The sequence below is a fragment of the Bdellovibrio sp. NC01 genome (assembly GCF_006874625.1).
In the GTDB taxonomy this organism is placed as follows: domain Bacteria; phylum Bdellovibrionota; class Bdellovibrionia; order Bdellovibrionales; family Bdellovibrionaceae; genus Bdellovibrio.
The window spans coordinates 1750892-1775275 of sequence record NZ_CP030034.1 but is presented as its reverse complement, the minus strand read 5'-3'; the positions used below and the strand labels follow the sequence as shown (position 1 = coordinate 1775275).

The 24384-nt window shown below is 44.9% G+C and carries 22 protein-coding genes and 1 tRNA gene; 12 read left to right on the top strand and 11 right to left on the bottom strand.

All coding sequences use genetic code 11. The features are described from left to right. The first annotated feature begins 96 nt into the window (after nucleotides 1-96). A complete protein-coding gene (locus DOE51_RS08535; RefSeq protein WP_142696110.1) occupies nucleotides 97-4131 on the top strand; it encodes a tail fiber domain-containing protein in 4035 nt (1344 codons plus the stop codon). A gap of 33 nt (nucleotides 4132-4164) precedes the next feature. Here the strand turns inward: DOE51_RS08535 and DOE51_RS08530 are convergent, their stop codons facing one another. Together DOE51_RS08530 and DOE51_RS08525 are read right to left on the bottom strand one after the other, a co-directional pair. Further along, complete coding sequence (locus DOE51_RS08530) at nucleotides 4165-4635, bottom strand: peroxiredoxin (RefSeq protein ID WP_142696109.1); 471 nt, start codon at nucleotides 4633-4635, stop codon at nucleotides 4165-4167. Next, the gene (locus tag DOE51_RS08525) at nucleotides 4625-5809 is read right to left on the bottom strand and encodes a hypothetical protein (RefSeq protein ID WP_210415580.1); all 1185 of its coding nucleotides are present in this window, start codon (nucleotides 5807-5809) and stop codon (nucleotides 4625-4627) included. The genes DOE51_RS08530 and DOE51_RS08525 overlap by 11 nt, the downstream gene beginning before the upstream one ends. 100 nt (nucleotides 5810-5909) lie before the next feature. Here DOE51_RS08525 and DOE51_RS08520 point away from each other — a divergent pair, with 100 nt between their 5' ends. Further along, nucleotides 5910-7577 (top strand): AMP-binding protein, encoded by a 1668-nt coding sequence (locus DOE51_RS08520; RefSeq protein ID WP_142696108.1) that lies wholly within the window; start codon nucleotides 5910-5912, stop codon nucleotides 7575-7577. Nucleotides 7578-7658: 81 nt separating this feature from the next. Here the strand turns inward: DOE51_RS08520 and DOE51_RS08515 are convergent, their stop codons facing one another. Beyond that, on the bottom strand, nucleotides 7659-8039 hold the full coding sequence (locus DOE51_RS08515) for a high-potential iron-sulfur protein (RefSeq protein ID WP_246845510.1): 381 nt from the start codon (nucleotides 8037-8039) through the stop codon (nucleotides 7659-7661). A gap of 228 nt (nucleotides 8040-8267) precedes the next feature. Here DOE51_RS08515 and DOE51_RS08510 point away from each other — a divergent pair, with 228 nt between their 5' ends. Then, on the top strand, nucleotides 8268-9038 hold the full coding sequence (locus DOE51_RS08510; RefSeq protein WP_142696107.1) for a murein L,D-transpeptidase catalytic domain family protein: 771 nt from the start codon (nucleotides 8268-8270) through the stop codon (nucleotides 9036-9038). On the opposite strand, the gene DOE51_RS08505 is transcribed toward DOE51_RS08510, so the two are convergent. Further along, nucleotides 8931-9245, bottom strand: a complete 315-nt coding sequence (locus DOE51_RS08505; RefSeq protein ID WP_246845534.1) for a MerC domain-containing protein — start codon at nucleotides 9243-9245, stop codon at nucleotides 8931-8933. The two genes, DOE51_RS08510 and DOE51_RS08505, sit on opposite strands and share 108 nt — an antisense overlap. Before the next feature lie 230 nt (nucleotides 9246-9475). Between DOE51_RS08505 and DOE51_RS08500 the strand changes: the two genes are divergently transcribed. After that, a complete protein-coding gene (locus DOE51_RS08500; protein ID WP_246845508.1) occupies nucleotides 9476-10876 on the top strand; it encodes a protein adenylyltransferase SelO family protein in 1401 nt (466 codons plus the stop codon). Between the two features lie 78 nt (nucleotides 10877-10954). Here DOE51_RS08500 and DOE51_RS08495 read toward each other — a convergent pair whose 3' ends face one another. The 3 genes from DOE51_RS08495 to DOE51_RS08485 all read right to left on the bottom strand — a co-directional run bounded on the left by DOE51_RS08495 (nucleotide 10955) and on the right by DOE51_RS08485 (nucleotide 15836). After that, nucleotides 10955-14059 carry an efflux RND transporter permease subunit gene (locus DOE51_RS08495; protein ID WP_142696105.1) on the bottom strand — a complete coding sequence of 1035 codons (3105 nt, stop codon included), beginning with the start codon at nucleotides 14057-14059 and terminating at the stop codon, nucleotides 10955-10957. Continuing rightward, nucleotides 14059-15489 (bottom strand): TolC family protein, encoded by a 1431-nt coding sequence (locus DOE51_RS08490; RefSeq protein ID WP_142696104.1) that lies wholly within the window; start codon nucleotides 15487-15489, stop codon nucleotides 14059-14061. The genes DOE51_RS08495 and DOE51_RS08490 overlap by 1 nt, the downstream gene beginning before the upstream one ends. A 158-nt stretch (nucleotides 15490-15647) precedes the next feature. Next, nucleotides 15648-15836 carry a hypothetical protein gene (locus tag DOE51_RS08485; RefSeq protein WP_142696103.1) on the bottom strand — a complete coding sequence of 63 codons (189 nt, stop codon included), beginning with the start codon at nucleotides 15834-15836 and terminating at the stop codon, nucleotides 15648-15650. A 320-nt stretch (nucleotides 15837-16156) separates the two neighbouring features. On the opposite strand from DOE51_RS08485, the gene DOE51_RS08480 reads away from it, so the two are divergent. The 5 genes from DOE51_RS08480 (at nucleotide 16157) to DOE51_RS08460 (ending at nucleotide 19113) form a co-directional block, all read left to right on the top strand. Beyond that, nucleotides 16157-17116, top strand: a complete 960-nt coding sequence (locus tag DOE51_RS08480) for an HNH endonuclease family protein (protein ID WP_246845506.1) — start codon at nucleotides 16157-16159, stop codon at nucleotides 17114-17116. Further along, nucleotides 17113-17790, top strand: coding sequence for an RluA family pseudouridine synthase (locus DOE51_RS08475; protein ID WP_246845504.1), 678 nt, complete (start codon nucleotides 17113-17115; stop codon nucleotides 17788-17790). Before DOE51_RS08480 ends, DOE51_RS08475 begins: the two co-directional genes overlap by 4 nt. A gap of 157 nt (nucleotides 17791-17947) precedes the next feature. Next, complete coding sequence (locus tag DOE51_RS08470) at nucleotides 17948-18304, top strand: hypothetical protein (RefSeq protein ID WP_142696102.1); 357 nt, start codon at nucleotides 17948-17950, stop codon at nucleotides 18302-18304. 93 nt (nucleotides 18305-18397) lie between these two features. Next, a tRNA-Leu gene (locus DOE51_RS08465) sits at nucleotides 18398-18489 on the top strand. 72 nt (nucleotides 18490-18561) lie between these two features. Continuing rightward, nucleotides 18562-19113 carry a GNAT family N-acetyltransferase gene (locus DOE51_RS08460; protein WP_142696101.1) on the top strand — a complete coding sequence of 184 codons (552 nt, stop codon included), beginning with the start codon at nucleotides 18562-18564 and terminating at the stop codon, nucleotides 19111-19113. Between the two features lie 56 nt (nucleotides 19114-19169). Here the strand turns inward: DOE51_RS08460 and DOE51_RS08455 are convergent, their stop codons facing one another. Both DOE51_RS08455 and DOE51_RS08450 read right to left on the bottom strand, forming a co-directional pair. Beyond that, nucleotides 19170-19631, bottom strand: a complete 462-nt coding sequence (locus DOE51_RS08455) for a hypothetical protein (RefSeq protein WP_142696100.1) — start codon at nucleotides 19629-19631, stop codon at nucleotides 19170-19172. Between the two features lie 145 nt (nucleotides 19632-19776). Continuing rightward, the gene (locus DOE51_RS08450) at nucleotides 19777-20217 is read right to left on the bottom strand and encodes a hypothetical protein (RefSeq protein WP_142696099.1); all 441 of its coding nucleotides are present in this window, start codon (nucleotides 20215-20217) and stop codon (nucleotides 19777-19779) included. Between the two features lie 290 nt (nucleotides 20218-20507). Between DOE51_RS08450 and DOE51_RS08445 the strand changes: the two genes are divergently transcribed. Beyond that, entirely contained in the window at nucleotides 20508-21224 is a 717-nt protein-coding gene (locus DOE51_RS08445) for a hypothetical protein (RefSeq protein ID WP_142696098.1), read from the top strand. On the opposite strand, the gene DOE51_RS08440 is transcribed toward DOE51_RS08445, so the two are convergent. Beyond that, a complete protein-coding gene (locus DOE51_RS08440) occupies nucleotides 21221-21580 on the bottom strand; it encodes a hypothetical protein (protein ID WP_142696097.1) in 360 nt (119 codons plus the stop codon). The genes DOE51_RS08445 and DOE51_RS08440 overlap by 4 nt on opposite strands. 216 nt (nucleotides 21581-21796) lie before the next feature. Here DOE51_RS08440 and DOE51_RS08435 point away from each other — a divergent pair, with 216 nt between their 5' ends. Continuing rightward, entirely contained in the window at nucleotides 21797-22123 is a 327-nt protein-coding gene (locus DOE51_RS08435) for a KH domain-containing protein (protein ID WP_246845502.1), read from the top strand. A gap of 14 nt (nucleotides 22124-22137) precedes the next feature. Beyond that, nucleotides 22138-23421: a helix-turn-helix transcriptional regulator gene (locus DOE51_RS08430; RefSeq protein ID WP_168196415.1), complete on the top strand. Its 1284-nt coding sequence runs from the start codon at nucleotides 22138-22140 to the stop codon at nucleotides 23419-23421. Between the two features lie 7 nt (nucleotides 23422-23428). On the opposite strand, the gene DOE51_RS08425 is transcribed toward DOE51_RS08430, so the two are convergent. Beyond that, a complete protein-coding gene (locus DOE51_RS08425) occupies nucleotides 23429-24313 on the bottom strand; it encodes an NAD(P)H-binding protein (RefSeq protein ID WP_168196414.1) in 885 nt (294 codons plus the stop codon). Between the last annotated feature and the right edge of the window lie 71 nt (nucleotides 24314-24384).

Here is a 24384-nt window from a genome sequence, read left to right as displayed (position 1 = left end):
GTCGAGGGACTAGACCTGGAACACATTCAGCGAATTCGTCTCATATTATCTCGAGTTAACTTAATTTTTTTTATTTAGTAAGCCGATATCAAGTGTATGGGATTACTACTGTACGTTACTTTACCGTTGGTATTGCTTAGCTTTGCGGCGCAAGGTGCTCCTTCATCGCTGACCTATCAAGGACGCATTATGAAGTCTTCGGGAGAACCTCTTGAAGTCAACGGCGTCAATTTTATCTTCGAACTAACAAGCCCAGATGGTTCGTGCGTTATTTACCGAGAATTAAAATCAGGCATCGACATGAGAAACTCCAGTGGTGTGTTCGACGTTGCGATCGGCACCGGTTCACGTCAATACCCGGCTTCAGGCACCTCAACGGTCCTGGATTATTTTAATAATTCTAAATCTTATACCTGCGCAAATTCAGACAACACTGACTCTACGTCCACTTTCAGCGCAGCAACGACTGATGGCCGCAAACTGCGCGTAACATTCTGGGATGGTTTCGGCTGGCAATTGATTTCACCTGATACTGTGGTGCGCTCAGTTCCGTACGCGGCTTATTCTTTAGCTTCAGAAAAATTAGGAACACTTTCGCAAAACGACGTGGCTCTAAAAACGCAACTTCCGGCTGCGAATTGTTCCTCGGGTGAGGTATTAACTTACTCAGGAAACACATTCACCTGCGTTGCAGATCAGTTGGGCTCAACCGGTTCGGGAATTCAAAGTATCAATGGTGACCTAGCAACTGCGCATGCACTTGCTGTGAATGCAACGGGCAGCATTTTGAATTGGACTCACTCAAGTGGTGTGCACACTTTGAATTTACCACTCGCTGCAAATTCTGGCGTTGCTGCCGGTTTGTTATCCAATTCTGACTATCAAAGTTTCCAAGCAAAACAAAATGCCTTGGGCTTCACACCTCTGAATCCCGCAAATAATTTAAGCGATGTCACGAATGCAGCGACAGCACGCGCGAATTTAGGTTTGTCGACTGCGGGTGGTGACCTGACGGGAACTTATCCGTCACCAACTATCGCGGCAAATGCAGTAACAACTTCAAAACTTTTTGCAAATCCCGGAGTCAATCGTATCGTTGCAACGGACAACTCTACCGGCGCAACGTTGAAACCATTTACATGTTCTTCTCAAGGACAAAGTCTGACATGGGATACAACCAATGGCTGGCAATGTTCGTCTGCATTGGGATTTACTCCGCTGAATCCTGCAAATAATTTAAGCGATCTCGCGAATGCAGCGACAGCGCGCGCGAATTTAGGTTTGTCGACTGCGGGTGGTGACCTGACTGGAACCTATCCGTCACCAACTATCGCGGCAAATGCCGTGACCACGTCGAAACTTTTTGCAAACCCTGGAATCAATCGCCTGGTTGCGACGGATAATTCAACCGGCGCAACTTTGAAACCATTTACTTGCTCTTCTCAAGGACAAAGTCTGACTTGGGATACGACCAATGGATGGCAATGCGGGTCTGTGGGTTCACTCACAGCAGTGACTGCGAGTGCTCCGTTAACATCAAGTGGCGGCTCAAGCCCAAATATTGCGATCACTCAAGCAAGCGGCTCTACAAATGGTTATTTAACTTCCACCGACTGGAATACATTTAATAACAAACAAAGCTCACTCGGCTTCACTCCTTTGAATCCAGCGAACAATCTTAGCGACGTTGCTAATGCTGCCACAGCTCGCGCAAACTTAGGCTTATCAACAGCAGGCGGCGATCTGACGGGAACTTATCCAAACCCTACAATTGCAAAGCTTTCTGGCAAGGCCATTACGCTAACCTCTTTAGCTTCAGGAAATTATTTAAAATATAACGGCACGGATTGGGTTAACGTTTTACCGTCAACCGCAGATTTATCAGATGCAAGCTCTCTGATTAAATCTTCGCAGATGCCGGGCAACTGTACGGCAAGTCAGACATTAACATTCTCTTCACCGACGGGCACGTGGACATGCTCTACAATTTCAATCACAGGCTCTGCATTTGGAACACAAACAGCGGGAACTTTTTTTGCGGGACCGACGACAGGTTCAGCAACTCCGACATTCCGTGCGATTGCTTCTTCGGATCTTCCTAAAACTGGAACCGGCGGTGTCTTCGTAAATGGCGGCAATAGTTTTGGTGCCAACGCAACCTTGGGCACAACGGATGCTTTTAATTTAGTTTTGCGTACAGGTAACACGGATCGTGCAACATTCGATACGTCAGGCAATTTAGCGATTGGTACTTCAACTGCTGGCGCAGTCCCGGGTGCAAGTCGTTATTTAACACTCTATACAAATCAAGGCCCTACTTCCTTAGAACTAGTTGGTAAGGAATCTGGGGGCGCTCTGCTTTCACAAATTGATTTCGTCAAAGCAAGCGCCAACTTACCGTCCGCCTCGATTCGCGCCATAAACGGTAGTCTTTGGGCGCAAAGCGCTCACTTAACATTCTTGACGAGCCCGAACACTTCAGGCCCTGTTGAACGCATGCGTATAGATCCGAATGGTCTGATTGGAGTGGGAACAACGTCTCCACAAGTTCCATTTCACGTAACAACGCCAGTCTCTGCTACCGCCGTATGGCCATATCGCGCAGGAATTTTAGTTGAGGGTGAGGGCACATCTCCTTCGGGACGAATCAATACTTTGACTTACTCGGATACAGAAATTCCAACATTTAGTTTGCTGCGCGCAAAAAGTGCCAAGGCAACGCCAGGTGCAATTGTCGCAAACGACAGTCTTGGTCAAGTCACTGCAATTGGTTACACGGGTTCTGCTTTTCAAACCGGTGGCAAAACCGCCATTAACTTCTATGCAGCGGAAAACTTTACTTCAAGTACTCAAGGTTCGAGAATTAGCTTTGCAACAACAGCTCTCGGTACAACGACGACTGCAGATCGCGTGACAATTGATTCTACAGGGTACGTCGGTATTGGAACGATAGCGCCCACGAAATCGCTTCACATTCTAAACTCACAAGCCGCTGATACCGCAGTCCTTGTTCGCAATCCATCTAGCGTCGACAATGCAGCCAGCGCCATTGATATCGAAACGGATGGCACAGGTTTACAAATGATCGCTTACAGCACCGGCACGACCGGAACTTGGGGCACAAGTACTATTCCGAAAGCGGATTCAGTGGTTTTGCGTTCTTATACAACAACACCTCCCTCCAGCATGGGAGTCGGCACAGGCTCAAATGTTCCGCTGCACTTAATTACCGCAGATACACCTCGCATCACTCTGACAGGCGCAGGCAATGTTGGTATAGGTACGACAAATCCAACAGATCCTTTAGCCTTTGAAAAAGATTTCGATGGCGATGCATTCTTTAACGTGAACAACAACAGCACAGGAACAAGCGCACGAGCCGGTGTCGTTCTAACGAACAGAGGCACCGCTTACGGGGCTTCTTCCGGAGGACTTATTTTAGGAGGCAGCGCGCACAGCGCATCTCCTGACGTTCTCAATTTATTTACAAATTCTAGCATCACAAACGGCGTGAAAATTTCAGCTACAGGGGCCTCGGCACCCATCACCTTCGCAACATCAGCCGCACCGCTTGAAAGAATGCGTATCACTGCAAGTGGTACTGTAGGCATTGGAACGACAGCGCCAGCTTATCCTTTAGACGTTGTTGGTGATATTAGAACTTCATCGTGCTTACGTTATGCTTCAAGCACGCTTGGAACTTGCACTTCCGATGTGCGCCTTAAAAAAGATATTCACGCCTTTGATTTAGGACTGAAAGAGCTTTTAGGAATCAATCCAAAATACTTCAAGTACAATGGTTTAGGAGAAGAAGCTGAAACTAAAGCTGAACAAATGGGTGTGATCGCCCAAGAAATCGAAAAGGTTGCGCCCAGTTTAGTCGGCACGAAAATGGCTAAACTGCACCCCACTGATAAAGATAAAACAGAATTGAAGGTCGTTAACTACAGTGCCTTCATCTACGTCGCGATCAATGCTATCAAGGAATTCTATTCTCAGTGGCACGCTGACAGTCAGATCCTTCATCGTGAAATCGCATCACTCAAAGAACAGAACGATCAGTTGAAAATTCAAAACGACAAGCTTCAACAGCGTTTGGATAAAATAGAAAAGGCTCTACAGTCTAAGTAGAGCCTTCGCCAAAACTAAAATCTAGTTTGGAATCTAAAGAGCTTTAACAGCTTCAAGCATCTCAGCCGCATGCCCTGCGGCTTTGATTTTTCGAAACTCCCCGACTAGCTTTCCATCTTCATCGATGATGAATGTACTGCGCTCAATCCCCATCACCATTTTTCCGTACATGTTCTTTTCTTTGATGACGTCGAAGAGCTTGCAAACTTCTTCCTCTTCATCGGACAAAAGATGGAACTTAAAGTCATACTTACAGATAAATTTATCGTGAGACTTTAAACTATCACGCGAAATACCGAACACTTCCGTATTCAACTTTTTAAACTTAGGCAGAAGTTCATTGAACTCAATACCTTCAGTCGTACATCCCGGCGTATTGTCTTTTGGATAGAAATACAAAAGCACTTTCTTACCTTTGTAATCGGCTAAATTAAAAGTTTCGCCATTCGAAGATTCGATTTTAAAATTAGGAACTTTCTTTCCCATTTGAACTTTAGCGGCCATGTGGTGCTCCCGGTGCTTGCGGTGGAGGTTGTATATTCGGATTTGCAATCGGCGCAGGATTTTCGCGCATCTCTTGCTGCTGCTGTTGTTGTTCCATCAACTGTTGTTGCTGCTCAGGTGGCAAGTTTTCTGGAGTGATCGGGTTGCCATTTTCATCCAAAGGCCAACCCTGACTGCTTGCCGCCGCAGCGGGTGTTTGTGCTTGCGGCTCTTGCTGATCTGGTGGCAATAAAACTTGCGGCGCTGCCGGCACTTGATCACCATGACCTTGAGCGCGTTGAATATCAGGATCAATCGCAGGTGTATCTGGAGCGCCCTCCGATTTACTAGGAACACCGCTGACCGCCGAGCCTTCTTCTTTTTTCTTTTTATCTTCCGGTTTTTCTTTTACGACCGGTGCATACAACTCTGTCTCAACGACTTGAATTTTACCTTGCATCGGCACATCCGCTTCAATCTTGCGAATGTCAGAAAGATTTTCGAAAACTTTGCCACGCAACTTTAAAAGATTTTTACCTTCTTTGGCGTAGTCATAAGTATCCAGACGAATCATCTGTTCTTTGGTACGATCCTCTGCCCAGTTCTTACACTGCAACGATGTCAGTGCTTCAGAATCGTTCGCTTTCAAAGTACATTCAATGCGCTTATTCAAGATACTGGGACCAAGCCCCAGAATCTCTTCCAAGTTATCCGGGTAAAACGTCACACTGACTTCGTTGACATTGGGAATGTTAAGATCCGCAATTTTTTTACCGGCTTGTTTTTCACTGCACTTTTCTAAAACTTCGGCACTTTGCGGATAACCCGTGGGATTCAAAATTTTGCGCGTAACAACGTAACGGTCACAACGAAAAATGGATTTATTCGGCAATTTGATATTTTCAGAGGCCAGCAAAGCTCTTTCGACTTTTCCGAAAGGAGTTTTCTGCATCGGTTTCTTTTCAGATGTTAAGACCCACCAAGCTTCGCGGTGAATTCCGTCTGCTTGCGAGAAATAGCGCGTGATTTTTCCTAGATCTTTATCCTTATTTGTCGCTGCTGCGTCCTGTTTTTTCGGAGCAGAAACCTTCGCCTCGACCGCAGGAGGTTCTGATGGCGCAGCAGCTTCCTTCTTACCGAAGCAAGCTGTTAGCAAAAGTGCAGCAAAAATACTCAAGCGACCCATCCATCTCATACAAAGAGTCTTACAAAGACCTGGATTTAACTCAAGAATTTCCTTTACCGCGACTGAATACTTACTCTAGGATTGAGCTTGAAGCACCTTGGAGGACATCATGGAAAAGATTTGGCTTAAAAACTACCCTAAAGGCATTCCTGCAGAGATTGATTTGAGCCAGTACGAATCCCTGACTGACATCTATGATGAGTCTATTCGCAAATTCGCGAACAAAAAAGCTTTCACGAACATGGGCGTGAGTCTCACTTTTAGTCAGCTTGACCAGAAAGTGAATGACTTCGCTTCTTTCCTGCAACACGAATTAAAACTTAAAAAAGGCGATCGCATTGCGATTCAAATGCCGAACTTGTTGCAATTCCCAGTTGTTGCTTTCGCCGCTTTGCGCGTTGGTCTGACGATTGTTAACACAAATCCGCTTTACACAGCGAAAGAGATGCAACACCAATTCAAAGACTCTGGTGCTAAAGCCATTGTTATCATGGCGAACTTTGCTTCCCACCTTGAACAAATCATCAAGGACACAGCGATTGAAAGTGTTGTGATCACAGAGCTTGCGGATCTTTTCCCAACTCCAAAAAGAATTCTCGTGAATTCGGTTGTGAAATACATCAAGAAGATGGTTCCCCCTTACCACATTCCAAACGCCTACACATTCCGCCAAGCTCTCGAGTTGGGCGCGATGAGACCCGTTGAAAAAGTAAAAACAAATCACGATGACCTTGCCTTCCTTCAGTACACAGGTGGTACGACAGGTGTTGCCAAGGGCGCGATGTTAACTCACCGAAATGTTCTTGCGAATATGTTGCAAATTCGCTGGTGGATGTCGCCAAAATTGGTTGAAGGCCAAGAAGTCGCAATCGCTGCTTTACCGCTTTACCACATCTTCGCTTTAACTTTGAATTGCTTAGCGTTCTTGAAGTACGGCGCTGAAAATATTTTGATCACAAATCCAAAAGATATTCCTGGCTTCATCAAAGAACTTAAAAAAACGCCGTTCACAGCTCTTGCGGGCGTGAACACGCTTTTCAATGCTTTGATGAACAATCCAGAATTTGTAACTATCGATTTTAGCAGAGTGAAAATCAGCGTTGCAGGCGCCATGACTTTACAACGCCCGGTTGCTGAAAAATGGATGGAGCTTACAAAGTCCGTAATCGTTGAAGGTTATGGCCTGACAGAGGCGTCTCCGGTCGTTTCGTGCAACCCTATTGATGGCACGGACAGAGTCGGCACGATCGGCCTTCCCGTTCCAAGCACCGACGTAAAACTTTTGAACGACAACGATCAAGAAGTGGCGATGGGCGAAGCTGGTGAACTTTGCGCGAAAGGTCCTCAAGTCATGAAGGGCTACTGGAATCGTCCCGACGAAACTGAAAAAGTGATGACGGCGGATGGTTGGTTGCGCACGGGTGACATCGCGACTGTCGATGCTGATGGTTTCTTTAAAATCGTCGATCGCAAAAAGGATATGATCTTGGTTTCTGGCTTCAACGTTTATCCGAATGAAGTCGAAGAAGCGATTGCTTCACACCCAGGCGTTCTTGAAGTTGCTGCGATTGGTGTTCCTGATACTCACTCCGGCGAGATCGTAAAAGTTGTGATCGTAAAACGCGATCAGAATTTAACCGCAGAAGATGTGATCGCTCACGCTCGTAAGAGTTTGACGAATTATAAAATTCCAAGATTGGTGGAGTTCAGAACTGAATTGCCTAAGACGAATGTTGGAAAAATTCTGCGCCGTGCTTTGAGAGAGAATCCGGCTTAATAAGAAAACTTAGTAAGATGAAAACAAAAAAGGAGCCGAATGGCTCCTTTTTTGTGTTTGGAGATAACTCCAGCGTAGCCGTTAGGCTTTTTTATTCCAAGATCCGCACCAAGCGTTGTTGTAAACAAGCTTACCTGCGAAGATTGTGCATGTGCCAACTTCTTTGCCGTTACGAGTTTCTTTTTTAGCGTAGAAGCCGCAAGTACCGCAGTGGTTGCCTTTTGCTTCTGGAGATTTGTTGTGATCTTCAACGTATTTTACTGCTTTTGCTACAGCGTCGTTTGGATCAACCATTGGCATAGCGGCGCCGCCAGCTGCTGGAGCTGAACCACGTCTTTTTTCTTGAGCGTTAGCTTGTGAAGAGAAAACTGTATTCAATACTGTTGGTGCGACTGCTGCCACTCCTACTACTGAAGCAAGAGCTTTAAAGAAACCGCGACGATTCATTTTGTTATCGATCATAGATGCCTCCAAAATTTGAATTTATGTCCCGATACTACGCCCTTTCATTTGGTTTTCAATTAGATTTTTTGAAAAAACTACCGAATTGTTCAAAAAATCGCCGTCACTGCAGCACTTCATTTCACCTCAGAAACAAATTGTTGCACCTCCAGCCGCGTTTTTCGCGGCACACAGTTTGAATTTCCGCAAAGGTTGCATCTGAAAATTTGCTTCATCGGGGGGTGAAGAATGAAACCACTATACGGCCTGGCAGCGCTTGCCTTTATCGCTCAACCTGTTTACGCAGGCTCTTCTTTCTACACGCGAAAATCAAAAGGCGTTTTGCTTTACGATCTCTACAGAAAAGCCGGAGTCCCCACGCCCGCCTTACAGCGCACATTTGAATTTCTAGATTTGAATTCTGAAAAAGAATTTAAAGTTCGTGCCGACGAACGCTTAGTCACAAAAGAAATCACGAACAAAAACTACGCGGTCATCATCGACTTCACAAAACCTTCGTCGTCTCGTCGTCTTTATCTTTTGAATCTTAATACCGGCGCTGTTGAAAAATTCTATGTCGCGCACGGAGTAAACACCGGCGATGATGATGCCGAGAAGTTTTCAAACATCCCGGATTCGCGCAAATCCTCTTTAGGTTTGTATCTAACCGGCGGATCTTACGTCGGCAAACATGGCGAATCTTTGTATCTGTATGGTTTGGAAAAATCGAACGACCGTGCGTTTGAGCGCGCCATCGTCATGCACGGGGCTACTTATGTTTCGATGGATTTCTTAGATAAATACGGCCGTATGGGAAGAAGCTGGGGTTGTCCCGCCGTCTCTCAGCAGATCATTAAGAAATTGATTCCACTCTTAAAAGACGGCGCTGTTGTTTATGCTTACCACAAAGACTTAATGCCTGTCGCAGTGACAAGCCCTACGGTTCAAAACGTGGGCAACAATAAGGGCAGCACTACCGATAATAGTAATAACGTCATGCCCGAAGAGATTGAGCCCTGAGATCGGGGCAAGCAAACCAATTGCGATCAAAATAATACCAAGCACACCAAGGGCCACCAGGCCCTTTTGTTTGTGATGTTGATAGCCAGAGAAAAACGCATAAAGACCCGTCGGCACAACAAACACAGCCATTACCAAATGCACCCATGGCTGTTCAAAAGTTTCACCTAACACAGGAACTGCTAACGCCAAGAACGGTGTGATCACACAGTGAATAGCGCAAATCGTAGACAGAGTGATGCCCAGTTTATCCCAGCGATCCGTCTGCTCCACGAATTGATCGTGTTCAGCATGGTTTACTTCACAACAGTGTTTAGCATCTTCCACAGGCACCTCGAGCACTCTGTTGTCTCCTAAATGCAAGTCACTGTCAACTAGACTTCGCGAGCGGCCTTGCGTTTCTAAAGGAATCGGCTCATAAAATAAGGGTGTCACAAGTGAAAACTCCTCCCATATATGAATTAGGTTCTGACTTCTATGACGAAGTTGATGCTGCCGTCTTCCCTGCGCTTAAACTGCGTTATAGGAATAATCAGGCCGCAAAAGTAATTGGCCTTGAGCAACTCTCTGACGTGGAGTGGTTTGAGCACTTTGCGCAATTTAAAACTCTTCCCAACAACATTCAAAAGCCCTTGGCTTTGCGCTACCACGGCCACCAATTCCGTCATTACAACCCTGACCTCGGTGATGGTCGCGGCTTCTTGTTCGCCCAAGCTTACGGCGACAACAAGCTTTATGACCTTGGCACAAAAGGCAGTGGGCAAACTCCTTATTCACGTCGTGGTGATGGACGACTGACTTTAAAAGGTGCTTTCCGCGAAATTCTTGCTACGGAACTTTTAGAATCTCTTGGCGTCAACACCAGCAAAACTTTTTCTGTATTCGAAACTGGCGAAAGTCTTGATCGTCATGATGAACCATCACCGACTCGTGCGGGAGTGCTGGTGCGAATGTCTCACAGTCATATTCGCTTTGGAACTTTTCAACGCTTGGCTTTCTACAATCAGACGGAAAATATTAAAAAATTAATGGCGTATTGCATTCGTCATTATTATCCCGAAATTGCAAACCACGAAGAATCAGAGCAAGCTGCTTTATTCCTACAAAAAGTTGCGCGAAATATTGCAAAGACTGTCGCTGAATGGATTGTCGGTGGCTTCGTTCACGGAGTTTTAAATACTGACAACATGAACATCACGGGCGAAAGTTTCGACTATGGACCTTATCGTTTCTTACCAACTTACGATCCAACATTTACGGCCGCCTATTTCGACAATTCAGGTCTGTACGCTTTTGGGCGTCAGCCGCCTGCGGTGTATTGGAATTTACATCAATTGGGTGGCTCACTGAAAGTTGCCTTCCCTGAACCTCCTTACGAAGAATTGCTTGAAGACTTCGGCGATGAATTCAACATCCAAATGCGCGCGAAATTATTATCGCGCTTGAATCTGCGCAATCCTTTATTAGACGAGGCCGCCGCTGGCGAATTAAATGAAGAGCTGGTGATGCACTTCTTCCAGTTTATGGATGAAGCAAAACCTTTGTATGAACAAACGTTCTTTGATTTGCACTCGGGAGCCAAAGCAGAACGCCTAGCGCGTTCCGTCCAAGCGCAAGCTTACACTCACCCGTCATTTGCAAAATTAAAAGAAACGCTAGATTGTTTCGAAATCGCCAACGAAGAAAACGAACAACACCCCTACTTCACTCGCACAAAATGCTGTTCGCTATTAATCGACGAATTGGAATCGATCTGGGCACCCATCGCTGAAAAAGACGACTGGTCACTCTTTGAAGATAAACTAAAAGAAATTCGTTCATTCCGTGGAGTTTATTAAAATCACCGTTACCTTTGACGACAAAAAACCGTCTATTTCTTCAAAAACAAAAAAGCCCTCCGAAGAGGGCTTTTTCTTTTAGTGCGATTGATATCCGCTGATTTTAGCTAACCACTTACGGACCCAAGTTCTGAAGTCATCAATGAAACCAAATGCGGCAGGAACCACCACCAACGTTAATAACGTCGAGCTGATCAAACCACCGATAATCGCGATACCCATGGATGTTCTCATCGCAGAAGCTTCATTCAAACCGATTGCGATTGGAATCATACCGGCAATCAATGCTAACGACGTCATCAAGATCGGACGAAGACGTGTACGGCAGGCTTTCAACAACGCCGCATTACGCTCCAAACCTTCATGCAAAAGATGATTCGTGTAATCCACAAGCAGGATCGAGTTCTTCGCCACAACCCCTAACAGCAAAACGATACCAATCAACGAGAAGATGTCGATCGTCTTACCAAAGATCAACAATGCTAAGAACGCACCGGTCATTGCCAAAGGCAACGCAAGCAAGATCGCAAATGGAGTAATGAAACTTTCATAAAGGCTTGCAAGAACCAGGTAAATGAACGTCACGCCTAAGAAGATCGCGATCAACATATTATTGATCAAATCTTTAAAGTCATCCGCTTGACCCTGGAATTTATAATCAACTCCTGGAGGTGGCGGCAACTCTGTCTTTACGATTCTTTCAATTTCAGCAGAAGCCGTTCCCAAAGCACCATTCTTAGCCAAGTTCGCAGACAATTGAATGAAACGGTTTTTGTTTTGACGATTGATTTGCGAATAGCCCTTCGTCTCTTCACCCTTTGCGATACGTGGCAATGGGATCATGTTACCATTGTTATTCGGAACCAATGTCGTCGCGAACTGAGTGCGCAAATCACGGAACATTTCTTCAAAACGTACACGGATTTTGTAATCGATACCGTTTTCACGATAAATCGCATCGTTATTACCTTCCGTGCGGTTACGAAGTTCTGCCCCCGCAGTAACAGTCGACACACCCAAGGCTTCCGATTTTTTACGATCGAAGATCACGTGGAATTCAGGCTTACCAGAACGGAAGTTGGTATCAACATCCACCAGGCCCGGAATCTTCTTCACGCGCTCTACAACTTTTTGCACGTAAGCATTCAGCTCTTCCAGATTTTGTCCCGTGAAGTTGACATTCAAAGGTTTTTGTCCAGAACCGACGGCATCGATATCACCAACAGCTACAATCGCACGGTCATTAAACCCGGCAAGCTTCTTACGAACAGTTTCTTTATAGTCCGTCGTCGTCATGCTACGTTTTTTACGTTCAACCAAGCGGATGAAGAGATTTGCTTTATTCGATTCGTTATTAGACGTACCGATTGTTGATACAACGATATCAACAGCAGAGTCTTTATCGAATACTTTTTCAACTTCTGCGGTAAACGCAGCTGTTGCATCCAATGAAGAACCCACCGGCGTTTCGATACTGACCATAAATTCGCCGGCGTCATTCGCTGGCAAGAACGTTTTTGGAATGAAAGCGACCGTTCCCAATGACAACACGAAGATCACAACTGCTGACGCCAAAACCGTTTTTGGACGACGCAACGTAAATTTCAACAAGTGCTCGTAAATATCTTCAAGCTTCGTTTGGAAATTATCGAAGGCTTTCAACATACGTCCCACGATGCCGTCACCTTTTTTATGCTCATCTGGATGAGCCAAGTAAGCTGACATCATTGGCGCCACAGTGAAGGCGTCGAAGATCGAAATGATCATCGTAAATACGACCGTTAAACCGAACTGTTTAAAGAACTGACCGACGATACCACCCAAGAATGAAATCGGACCGAAAACTGCAATAACAACCAAAGTCGTTGCCACAACGGCCATCGCGACTTCTTTTGTACCATCCAAAGCAGCGTCTTTAGGTTTTTTACCCATCTCTAAGTGACGGAAGATGTTTTCACGGACAACGATGGCATCGTCGATCAATAGACCCACTGCTAACGATAACGCGAGCAAAGTCATCAAATTGATCGTAAAGCCCATCGCATACATGATCACGAAACCGCCCAAAAGGGAGTTCGGAAGCGCCATCCCTGTGATCAACGTCGAACGCGCCGAACCCAAGAAGAAGAACACCACAAGCACGCACAGCAAGACCCCGATGATGATCGACTCATTCACGTCTTCAACGTTCAAACGAATCGGACGAGACGTATCACGCACCATCTTCACTTCGCCATGCAAGCCTTTGTCTTTTAAGAAGGCGTTGGCTTTATCGATATTCTTTTTTACGGCATCAGCCACTTGCACCGTGTTTGAACCACGTTGCTTATAGATTTGCATCAACAGCGCATTCTGACCTTGAATACGACCCACTGTCTTTTCATCTTCAAGACTGCGCACCACTTTACCGATGTCACTGACTAGAACTGGACGGTCAGAACCCAAGAAATTCACATTCACTTCAGCCAGTTGTTTTAAAGATTCAAACTCCCCGCGCGTACGCAAAGCCGTTTCATCCTTTGAATTCCAAACTTTACCGATGGGAATATCTTTCGACGTATCAATGATACGCTTAGAAACTTGTAGCATCGAGATCTTACGATCTTGAATTTTGTTTTTGTCGACAAGAACATGGATTTCTTGCTTACGACCACCATAAATCTCTACTTGGCCGACGTCTTTCAGACGGTCAAACAACGGCTTCACAGTTTCATTGGCAAGGTCATACGCTTCACCCGGAGGCAAATCTGAAGTCAATGCCAATGTCACAATCGGCTGATCGGCAGGATCGAAACGACGAACAATCGGCTCTTCGATATCGGATGGCAGATCACGACGGATGTTGCCGATACGATTGCGCGTTTCTTGCTCCATCTCTTTGATGTCGGTACCAAGGTTGAATTCCAGAACGATTTGCGCAACACCGTCTAAGTTTGAAGATGTTAACGTCTTCAAACCAGATAAACTTCCCAATTCATCTTCAATCGGTTTTGAAACTTGTTTTTCCAAATCCAGCGGCGAGGCACCTGGATAGATCACTTGAATCGCCAACACCGGGAATGTGACATCGGGGAACAAATCCACTGGCATTTTAATCAGTGAAAACGTACCCAAGATCAGCATCAAAATGACCACGCATAAAATCGTGATCGGTCTACGAATCGATAGACTTGGTAAATTCATTATTTCTCCTCAATGGCGATAAATAAACGCCCTTGAGCCTCCATTTTTCTTTGCTCGGATTTCAAACGAACCAAGTTCAATTTTGAAATACCGGCATCTTCTTCTGCATTCACAACGTTGTTTGTGATGGAGCGACCTTTGTTAAATAAAACGCCTTCGGCTTTCGCGCGATCGTCTTGCAACCTCGCCGTTTGTTCGGCGGCTTGAATTCTGCGAGTCATCTCTGAATATTTACGATTCAATTCAACCCACGCGCTATCGCTATCAATAAATAGACGTTCGCTTTGTAGTTTCGCAGCCAAAGCCGTTTTCTTAGAGATATTGCGAGCCGCATTTTTCACGTCCGTATCAAACATGTACGTGAAGTTTAAAGAGATCTTCGCCGTTGGGTGTTGCGTATCAGCCCACTTTTCTGCTGCTTTCGGCATATTGTCTTCGAAAGAATTCGTTTTATATGAACCCACCAAAGTCAGTTCAGGACGATAAGCATCTTCAACTTGTTCAGCAGACAATTGCTGTGCGCGCGCATCCAAATAAGAAAGATAAGCATCTAGCTTTACAACTTTTCCTTTTGTGCCATCGACCATGGAAGCAATCGTGCGCATTTGCGACAGATCACCATCAATGGGCGGCAATGCTTCGCCAGGTGCTAGCTCTAGGTAATCGCGCAAAGCTTGACGAGCTGTCGCTAAATCGTCTTCAACCGCAATCAACTGCAAAGTTCTTGTCGATACCAAAGCTTGTGTTTGCAACAAATCCGCTTGTTCACTAATCCCATCAGCAACGCGACGACGCGTCCACGCTTCGATGCGTTTCGCACGCTCCAAAGAGTCACGACTGATTGATACATTTTGAAGAGCGTAAAGATAATCCCAGTAAGCGGCTTCCGCATTGACTAACAAACCTTTACCTTGCAAGTCGTAACGGCCCTTTTGCGCTTCAGCGACAACGGTATCCGTCTCACGGCGCAAAGACGTCGCGCGACCGAAGAAGTCTCTCCACAATGATTGACTCAATGAGATTCCCAACGAACCTGTACCGAATCTTGAAAGACTTCTGCCATTAAAAGTAAATTGCACATCAGGATTGTCGAAGTCAGCAGCTTCCGCTTGAACCGCAACACTCGTACCCGTCGAAAATTTCGACTGAAGGCCAAGCATTCCGCCATAGCTTTTACTTTGCGATGCACCCATCGTAGCAAATTGATTTAACGGACTTTTATCATTCGTATAGAAAATGCTTGCAGCAAGAATCGGAACGAGATCAATATCACCCGCTTCTTTACGCAGATCCGCGGCTTCCTTTTGTACTTCGAAAGCTTGCATTGATTTGTGTTTGCTTCTGACTGTCGAAAGATATTCCTGCAAGTTCAGCGCGAAAGCGCAGGACGGGGCCACTAACATCAGGGCCAAAAGAGACTTCATCTTCATCGGTATCATCCCCTTCAAAAGAGCATGAACCTAATCTTATTTATTATGAGTGGTAAATCAAATCATTACGCAAGCTAACGATTTGCATAATAACTGATAATAAAAAAGCCTCAGCGATCGCCGAGGCTTTCAATAAACTTTCAGTGTGCTCTAGAAAACTACTTACCTGGAGTTTTCTCTTCGCCTTTGCAGTGCTCGCAACCTTCACCTTTGTGCATTGGGCATTCTTTTGTTTCTGAACAAGCCGTTTTATCTTTACCACAAGCGCAAGTCTCTGTGGCTTTGTGAGCGCAAGCTGAAAGAGTCAAGGCAACGGCTGCAGTCATGATCAGAGATTTCAATTTCACTTTTTTACTCCTTGAAGGTGATCGCTCTCTATTTATAGAGGCAGTTACTATGCAAGAATATCGACCTTCGTTGTCCGAGTACAAGAAGCAAAAACTCGAAGTCCAGGGTTGATGGGCTGCCGGAAAACATAGAAATATTTACTAAAAACGACGCTATTTGGCAGGAAATAAGCTTACAAGTGGGCAAAAACACGGCAATTTTCACGAGTCGACACGACTTAATGTGGAGCGTTAAAAACTAACGATAAACTGACAAATTGTTTTGTTGAATCTGAAAACGGATTCCGGCTAAATGGCCCCATTCATTCAGTGGGGGAATAATGAATTTCATTAGGGGAATGAAAATTCATACAAAAGCTGTAGCACAAATCACACTGTCGATCGCTGCAGTTCTTGTTTCAATATCAGTTCACGCACAAGAAAACGTTGAGGGCGCATCAAGCTCGCAACAGGATTCTTCGTCGCAACAACCAACGCAACAAGCGCAACAGCCCGCCTATCAACAGTATTACACTGTGAATGAAAGCGCGACAGAGACAATCGAAGTCCCCGCTAAAAAGAATGTCTCTGGCACTTTCGACTTAACGAAAGACTTCAGCCCCGCTCAATTGGCAGCAAAGGCGAAAGTCATTGTTATCAATATTTTGAAATGGGTTGCGCACAACGAGCCTCTTTCAGTTCCTCAAGAAAAATATATTCGTAAACTTCACTTCGGCCGCTGGATCAATGACCCAATGGACGATACATGCATGAACACACGCGCTCGTGTCCTGGTTCGTGATAGCGAAGTCGATGTGACATATAAAGGTACAAGACAGTGCACAGTTGAATCTGGCAAATGGCTTGATCCTTATGCAAACCAAGAAGTGACTGAAGCCAAAGGCATTCAAATCGACCACTTGGTTCCTTTGAAAAATGCTTACTTGTCTGGTGCTTGGGAGTGGGATTACAAAACTCGCTGCCTGTACGCGAACTATATGTACTTCAAACCGCACTTGGTATCTGCTGGCGGACACGAAAACATGTCTAAGAGCGATAGCGGTCCGGAAAAATATCTTCCACCGAATGAAGACTATCGTTGCGAATACGTTCGTAACTGGTTGGCAGTAAAAACAATCTGGAAATTGAAAATGAATCCAGATGAAGTTCAAGCTATTGCTGACGCTTTCAAACAATACAAATGCAAAGTTCAAAACTTCATGATGAGCAAAGACGGCTTGGCGCAACAACGCGACTTCATCGAAGCCAATTTGAATTTCTGCATGATCAATAAAAGATGATTTTTAAGATTCTCTTTGAGGACGAGTACTTCATTATCGCAGAAAAACCTGCAGGACTTCCCTCACAACCAACGGTTGATAAAAAGAGACCGAACTTCTTCACTCTCTTAAAAAAACAACTGCAAGACGAACGCGGAGCGGGTTTCTACCTAGCTCTGCACCATCGTTTAGACCGCGACACATCGGGCGTGATGATCTTTGCTAAAAACAAAGAAGCCAACGAACCGCTTGCGGATCTTTTTAAAAAGCATCGCATTCAAAAAACTTATCTGTGCCTGACTCAAACGGGTAAAGCTGCTGAAAAATGGGACGAAAAAAACTTCTTAGCCGAAGTTCGGGATCCTGTTTTAAAAAAGATGAAAATGAAGTCGGTGCGCTCTGGCGGACAAGTCGCGCATACACAGTTCGCAGTTCTTGAGCGCCTTAAAAAAGGTTTGCTCATCCAAGCCCGTCCTCTGACAGGACGTATGCATCAAATCCGCGTGCATCTGGCCGAAAAAGGTTTGGGCATCTTCGGTGACGATATTTATCCGTGCTTAAAGAGCCCAGCAGCCCCGCGTTTGATGTTGCACGCCTACAGCTTGGAGTTCACTCACCCGTTTACTCAAGAGCCAATCACAATCGCAAGCACTCTTCCTGACGACATGGCGGAATTTAAAAAGAAGCTTTCCTAAACAGCGTTTCGCCTTGGATTAATTATATTCCCATTATTAGAGTTTCGTTAAGAAGCGCTTCGTAACTTGCCTTCTTTCTTTGATAAGCAATATTTGCCTGCAAGTTCTCGACGTAAACTTAGAGAACGGAAAAACTAAAACATCAAAGGGAGTATTTATGAAGAAAAGTATTTTATTTCTGGCGACTACATTCCTAACTTTAGCAGCACACGCAGAAACTTGGGATTGCAAAAGCTCTAGCGGCGAAACAATGACCGTGAAGGTCTCTGCAGACGGTAAAAGTGTTGGTCAAATTAGTGGTATTTTTAGTTTTCAAAGTGTAGACGTCGCCGGCGATAAGACGTCTCTTTCAGGCCAAGTTGTCGACTATGATTCTTATGATGCTACCGTCACACTTTCGCGTGATTCCGCAAACCCAGCAACGGGAACAGCTCACGCCGTAATCGACATCAATATCGATTGCTTGGGCGAAGCGAACTACGATCTTCAGATGCAGTGCCAGATTTCTGAATAAGGAATCGATATTGCTCTGAATTTGAGCAATGGGAACCCGCGCCAAGCCATTGACCTTTCTGGCAAAAGCAGTGATCATGGCTCTTCTATCGATGCCTCGGTGGCGAAATTGGTAGACGCACAGGACTTAAAATCCTGGGATTCCTTTACAGGGTCGTGCCGGTTCAATTCCGGCCCGAGGCACCATTAAATAAGAAAAGCACCCACAAGGTGCTTTTTTTATTTAATCTGCCTGCTCGTCCGCTTATCGTTAAAGTCATGGCAATACTTCCCTACAAGACGTTCAAAACAAAAAACGGCAACGATGTTCTTATTGGAACTCCAAGCATCAGTGATTCCGCCGAGCTTCTAGCCGTGGCCAAAAGAATTATGACTGAAAGCAAGCACCTCCTGACTCAAGGAGATGAGTTTCAATTCACAGTTGAAATGCAAGAAAAGCGAATCCGTGACTTCACAGATCACCCCGATGGTCTTTTATTGGTCGCGAAGATTGACGGAAAAATCGTCGGTATGACCGATTTCAAGGTCGGTGGTCGTCGTCGAATCGCCCATCATGGGATGCTAGGACTTTCATTTGTCCCAGAATATACGGGAAAAGGCCTTGGGCGTTTATTGATGAACGAACTTATTAGCTGGGCGCAAGCTAATCCACGCGTTGAAGCTTTACGCTTAGAAGTTCATTCGAAAAACACCCCAGCCGTCACATTATACGAAAAATTGGGATTCAAAATCGAAGGGCGCCAAATCAAGGGTATAAAATTCGATGATGATTCTTACGACGACGTACTCACAATGGTTCTATTCGTCTAAACAAAAGACCACCTAATAAGGTGGCCTTTTTCATTAAACAGTTATACATGCCATTCTTAACGAACTTGGCAAGCCACCGCAACACTATCAATCATAATCATCTGCGGGCCATAGCTCACTGGGTTCGCCAATTTAAGAACACCAACAGTGTTCACTGCGCCAACTGCTTGCGTAGCGTTCACAGTATTTGAATAATAAGCACTCAATTGATTTTGATCATCGCGGTAGGTTTGCACTGCTACTGAATCAATCGCCACTTGCGAACCTTCAACTTGCGCGTAAACACGCACGGAAGTATTGGGCACGTTCGTCAAATACACAGTCGCAGCACAGTTTGCCAAAGACGGCTCATCCCAATGCTCATCGGCGAAACCATCCAAAGCAGTGCCTGTCACAACGGCTTTGCCAGCAGAAAGAAAAGCACCTTGGCAAATCAAAGTCAGGTTCGTGTCACAAGAAGCTTGAGCTTGGTAAGAAGCCAATACTGATACTAGAACAGCAAATACGATGCGTTTCATAAATTACCTCCAAAAGATTGAATGGAGGAGTTTATAAGCGCTTTTTGACAGAATGAAAAGTTGGATCTTTGTTAAGATTTATCAGCCCTACGAGCTAATTGCGGAGCTGTGAGCGCACTCAGATATGCGCTCACGCTAACTAAAGCTATTGCTCTTTACGCATCTGAGCTTTTACTGTGATGCCAGCAGCCAATGAACTTGTTACTGAGACCTCGGTACCATTACGAAGATCATTCATGGATTCTTCTTTAAAGTTGACCTTAAAGTCAGCCACTTTCGAACGATCGTCTGGACAAGATCCAACACCGTTAAAGACCGTCGCATCTTTAAATGGCCATGGTTTTTTCTCGCGCTCTACTTTGAAAGTTCCATTGCAGATTTTGCCTTCATGATCGGCATAAATTCTTTGCACTTCAAATTCATGATCATTCAAGACCGTGAATTTCAGGACAGCACTTTTACCAAAAGCATGTGCTTCGATACGATAACGACCTACTAAACTTTGCGCAGTGATGTCTGATGCGAATGCCGGCGAAACCAACAAAGTCAGAACAGAAGCTGCTGTTAAATTCAAAAACGCTTTCATAATTCCCCCATGTGAACGCTTCGAAAATCTCGAAGCTGCATCCATGAGGGATAAAATGCTGTTTTAATTTTTCTGTCGATGAGTAATTCACGCCTCTGTAAAAAGTCAGAAGTCAAAACTTCACCAGGGCCAATGTGCTCCCGCTGCCCTTTGTAGCATTGCCAAGGATTGCAAGCTGTATATTTTTAAGACAGCTAAAACGGCGTGTAAGCAGATATATGCGATCTGACCTAGGAACAAGACTTGAAATAGCTCGAGCCGGAATCAACCTGTACCTACTGGGAGTACTCATGAATAAGCTCGTTTCGACTGTCACAGCTCTAGCTCTAACCTTCTCTAGCCTGACAATGGCTCATGCTCAAAACTGTGATCGCGAAGCCCTCGCCCGCATGTCACGCGCTTATAAAATGCAAGCTTCTGATGCGCAAATGATCGCTGATAACTTCAAGGATATGAACACCGATGCAGTCAAATGGAATAATCGCTCTCTGATCACAATGGTTTCAAGTCTCGCTCTTTTGTTTACCGCTGAATATTTACTTGTGGGTGAAGGTTCAGTGGGCGTTGTAGGAAAAGCAGGCGCAGCACATTCAAATGCTGTCGAAGGCGTTGCTGAATTTGTCGCTGCAAGAATTCAAAATCAATTTTTAGGCGCGGCCCTTGTCGCAGCATCTCCGGCAGTGACGATTCCTCCGGTCAATTCTATTGCAGCTTCTGTGATCATCAATATGAGAAACAGCGAAAGCAAAGCTCAAGAAAACATTCATAATGAACAAAAAGTTTTAGTAACGATGTCTGAAGAAGCGATCAAACAACGTATTGAAGTTTTACGTGCGCAACAATCAGCATTGATCGAGCAAGCTCCAAATCAATTTTTGGATGGTTTGTCTTTAGGCGCTTTGGATAATGCGTGGACTTTGTCTTTGTATGAAAACTCGCAACGTCTTGCAGATTTGAACAATCAACTTTACGCATTGAAAACAACTGAACTTCTTCAGTGTCGCTAATTAATACCTTCTCCAGCAAGATCAATGACGAATTTTTCCGTATAGAGATCAACAACAAGTTGCCCTTGCTGGACCCCTTCCGTAGACGGAGTAAAAACCGCACCAACCGCACAACGCTGCTGCGCTGGTAACGTGACGGGACAATCGGTTTCAAGTTTAAAAGCCAAACCACTCACATCAATACTTTGAATCGCAAGATCAAAATCTTTCGCACGAAGATTCCAATGAACTCGTGCACTTTCACCGATTTTCACTTTTCCAAAGTTCGCACTGAAGTGCACATCTTTCTGTGCAAGGACTTGCGCATTCACATTCGAACAAATCAGGACTAAGAAAAAGACCGCAACATACTTCATCGCTTTAGTCTAAGGACTCCGTCACTTCCACTCAAGGCTGAAATTTCTTAAGACACCCTTAACTATTTCGAATCCTAATTAGAGGACATCTAGGACACGGGCACTTCCTTCATGTCCGTACTACTTTTCAGTCGTCGATTACCGAAGCGTAATTATAATTAAAAATCTATTTAGGAGTTTCGATTGTCGGCAATAAAGCAACCTCTGGTGGTAAGAGTGAGAAATTCAAACACAAGTCCTTCGTCTTGCAGTTTACAAAAGGTGATGTCACGTGAAGAAGTCGCTGAACTCACTTGCACTATGATTCAAGAGTTTCTCCGCCTGATTGTCGATCATCCCGAAGAAGTCAGCGTAGCGATTGAATACGGCGAACGTACCACTGTTTTTCGTGTGGAATGTACAAAGCGAAATTTCTCAAAGATCTTAGGTTCCAAAGGAAGAATGATTTCTAGTGTACGTAACATGGCTTTAGCAATCACAGCTAGACATGGATATAGATCTATTGTCGAAATCCCTTACTTCGCTCCGGAAGATCACGTATAAATATGCTATCCAATATGAGTAGCGAATTAATAGAGATTGACCCGAATGAACTTCGGGCTTTGCTCCGCACGCGGGGACTCTCCCGTTATGATCTTGCGAAGAAATTAGATATTTCCACCAAGACAGTGCAGCGATGGTTGAATGAGTCGGTCCGACGTATTCGACTCGAAACCTTAGAACGATTAGCCGGCGCTTTGGAGGTCAATCCAGAGCAACTTAAAAAGTCAGCCACACCTATAGCCAATCATAAAACAAACAAAACTTTAGATCAGTTGTGCTCCTTCGAGTTCTTCAAAAAAGTCAGAACCAATGGCGATTGGGAAAACTATCTCGACATTTTAAAAACGTTCAATCCGCAAGCTCTTTCTTCTGAACAACGTTTGGATTTGTATAAGCATATTGGAATTTGCTCTTACTATCTTCGTAAATTCAAAGCATGTCGCCTGTATCTTAAACGCGCCGATGAAATTGCTGATGCTCTCAACCGCCCCGTTGAAAAATTATTGATCTACAAGTGGCAAGCCGCACGCGAGCACAACCTCGGAAATTTCGCAGAAGCACAAAATCATCTTTTGCGTGCAGAAGAACTTCTTTCCCACACCGATGATATGAGCATTCACGCGTGGTACTTCTACTACAAAGCGCAGTTCCTACATCAAGAAGGACATTACGAAGCGTCTTTAGCATTCGGAAAACAAGCGCTGCTCTTGGAATATACAATGGAGGAAGCTCCAAACATGTTGCATATTTCTTTGCAGTACTTCCAGGTTGGTTGCACACACTTGCGTTTAGGAAATTATTTAAAAGCAAAGATTATGTTTCAACGCATGCTTCGTTGCGCGGAAAAAGCGGGATGGGTTCGCGGCGTTAGTTTCGGACACTTCTATCTTGCAGTGGTTTACAAATTAGCAGGTCGCAGCCATCTAGTGCACAGACATTTCGGCAAAGCGCGAGTATTTCATCACTTTGTAAAGGAACGTCGTCACGATCCTCATGTGGCACAGATTGAATTCCTTTATCAAATTAGCAATGCTCGCTTTGAAGAATCAAAGAAGAATATCCTTCAGCGTTTGAAAAAAGCTCGCAACAGTCGCTTGCATTTTGCTTACACTGTGATTGATGCTTTATTTTTACAAAAGCTTTGTCCGGATTTATTGACGATTCGTCAAAGCTATCTTGATATGACCGAAGAATTTTTCACTAAAAATAATATCAAGCCCGGACTCGAGTTACTCAAGACACTGTCACAAAAAACTCACATGACAGAGCACGAAGTTTTTCAGCTTTATCATTTTTAATTTCCGTTTACGAGCGAAGTCCCAAATTCTGCGCGGGGCTTTGAAATTCCTCTGCCACTTCATCGCAATATTCTTCAAACGTTAAAGGCTGACGTCCTAATATCTCTTCAATGGTTGAAGTCACAAGTTCGCCGATGCCATCACGATTTGAAAGATGGCGGCTTAATACAAACTCCGTCCACCAACGGGACGCTCCCGCCTTAGAAAGTGCTTTGCGTGTCGCCTCTTCCGTCACGGGGATGTACGAAATCCTGCGCCGAGCTGCGAGCGATAATAATCTTAAAGCTTCAGCATTTGAAATCGCGCGAGGCCCCGTCACTTCATAATCTCGGCCAATATGTTGAAATGGATTTACTAAAATTTCCGCACAAACAGCGGCCAGATCGCGCGCATCAAGATATGCGACCCGGCCTTCGCCTTCTGGTAAAAAAAGATTTCCTTGCTTCAAAGCATCGCCATACAAGCGTGAATAGTTTTGCATGAAGCCCGTGCCCTTCACGATCACCGAAGGAATGCCGCTTTCTTGTAAGAGCTTATTAATCTCCCCTTCAGTTCGTAACCATAAATAGGGCGACTCAATATCGGCGCCCACAACAGAAGGTCGCACGATCAACTTCACACCGGCTTTTTGAGCCGCACGAATGGCATTTCGCGCCCATTGCTTCATGTCTTCAGCAAACGGGATCAACAAGAATAAAAGATCTATTTCGCGGAAAGCTTGGTCCAAAACCGCAGGAGATTCATAATTTACAGTCAAATTGCGAATCTCTTCCGGGAAGATGCTGTCTTGACGACAAGCCGCGACAAAGTCGACCTCACGTTGATGGAGCCGCTTTACGATTTCTCTGCCTAAACAACCGGTTGCGCCGGTCACCAGAATTCTCCATGCCATAGACATTTAGTATCGCGCGATGGGTCTTTTTTCGGGACCTGTTTCTTAACAAGTGTCTTCTTGACCACCCG

What these genes read in the sequence shown, in the direction of transcription:
- DOE51_RS08510 (WP_142696107.1), top strand. Translation starts at nt 8,268, where the DNA reads ATGAAACCACTATACGGCCTGGCAGCGCTTGCCTTTATCGCTCAACCT.
- DOE51_RS08520 (WP_142696108.1), top strand. Translation starts at nt 5,910, where the DNA reads ATGGAAAAGATTTGGCTTAAAAACTACCCTAAAGGCATTCCTGCAGAG.
- DOE51_RS08450 (WP_142696099.1), bottom strand. Translation starts at nt 20,217, where the DNA reads ATGAAAGCGTTTTTGAATTTAACAGCAGCTTCTGTTCTGACTTTGTTG.
- DOE51_RS08530 (WP_142696109.1), bottom strand. Translation starts at nt 4,635, where the DNA reads ATGGCCGCTAAAGTTCAAATGGGAAAGAAAGTTCCTAATTTTAAAATC.
- DOE51_RS08480 (WP_246845506.1), top strand. Translation starts at nt 16,157, where the DNA reads ATGAATTTCATTAGGGGAATGAAAATTCATACAAAAGCTGTAGCACAA.
- DOE51_RS08490 (WP_142696104.1), bottom strand. Translation starts at nt 15,489, where the DNA reads ATGAAGATGAAGTCTCTTTTGGCCCTGATGTTAGTGGCCCCGTCCTGC.
- DOE51_RS08455 (WP_142696100.1), bottom strand. Translation starts at nt 19,631, where the DNA reads ATGAAACGCATCGTATTTGCTGTTCTAGTATCAGTATTGGCTTCTTAC.
- DOE51_RS08495 (WP_142696105.1), bottom strand. Translation starts at nt 14,059, where the DNA reads ATGAATTTACCAAGTCTATCGATTCGTAGACCGATCACGATTTTATGC.
- DOE51_RS08475 (WP_246845504.1), top strand. Translation starts at nt 17,113, where the DNA reads ATGATTTTTAAGATTCTCTTTGAGGACGAGTACTTCATTATCGCAGAA.
- DOE51_RS08440 (WP_142696097.1), bottom strand. Translation starts at nt 21,580, where the DNA reads ATGAAGTATGTTGCGGTCTTTTTCTTAGTCCTGATTTGTTCGAATGTG.
- DOE51_RS08515 (WP_246845510.1), bottom strand. Translation starts at nt 8,039, where the DNA reads ATGATCGATAACAAAATGAATCGTCGCGGTTTCTTTAAAGCTCTTGCT.
- DOE51_RS08430 (WP_168196415.1), top strand. Translation starts at nt 22,138, where the DNA reads ATGAGTAGCGAATTAATAGAGATTGACCCGAATGAACTTCGGGCTTTG.
- DOE51_RS08470 (WP_142696102.1), top strand. Translation starts at nt 17,948, where the DNA reads ATGAAGAAAAGTATTTTATTTCTGGCGACTACATTCCTAACTTTAGCA.
- DOE51_RS08460 (WP_142696101.1), top strand. Translation starts at nt 18,562, where the DNA reads ATGGCAATACTTCCCTACAAGACGTTCAAAACAAAAAACGGCAACGAT.
- DOE51_RS08425 (WP_168196414.1), bottom strand. Translation starts at nt 24,313, where the DNA reads ATGGCATGGAGAATTCTGGTGACCGGCGCAACCGGTTGTTTAGGCAGA.
- DOE51_RS08445 (WP_142696098.1), top strand. Translation starts at nt 20,508, where the DNA reads ATGAATAAGCTCGTTTCGACTGTCACAGCTCTAGCTCTAACCTTCTCT.
- DOE51_RS08525 (WP_210415580.1), bottom strand. Translation starts at nt 5,809, where the DNA reads ATGAGATGGATGGGTCGCTTGAGTATTTTTGCTGCACTTTTGCTAACA.
- DOE51_RS08535 (WP_142696110.1), top strand. Translation starts at nt 97, where the DNA reads ATGGGATTACTACTGTACGTTACTTTACCGTTGGTATTGCTTAGCTTT.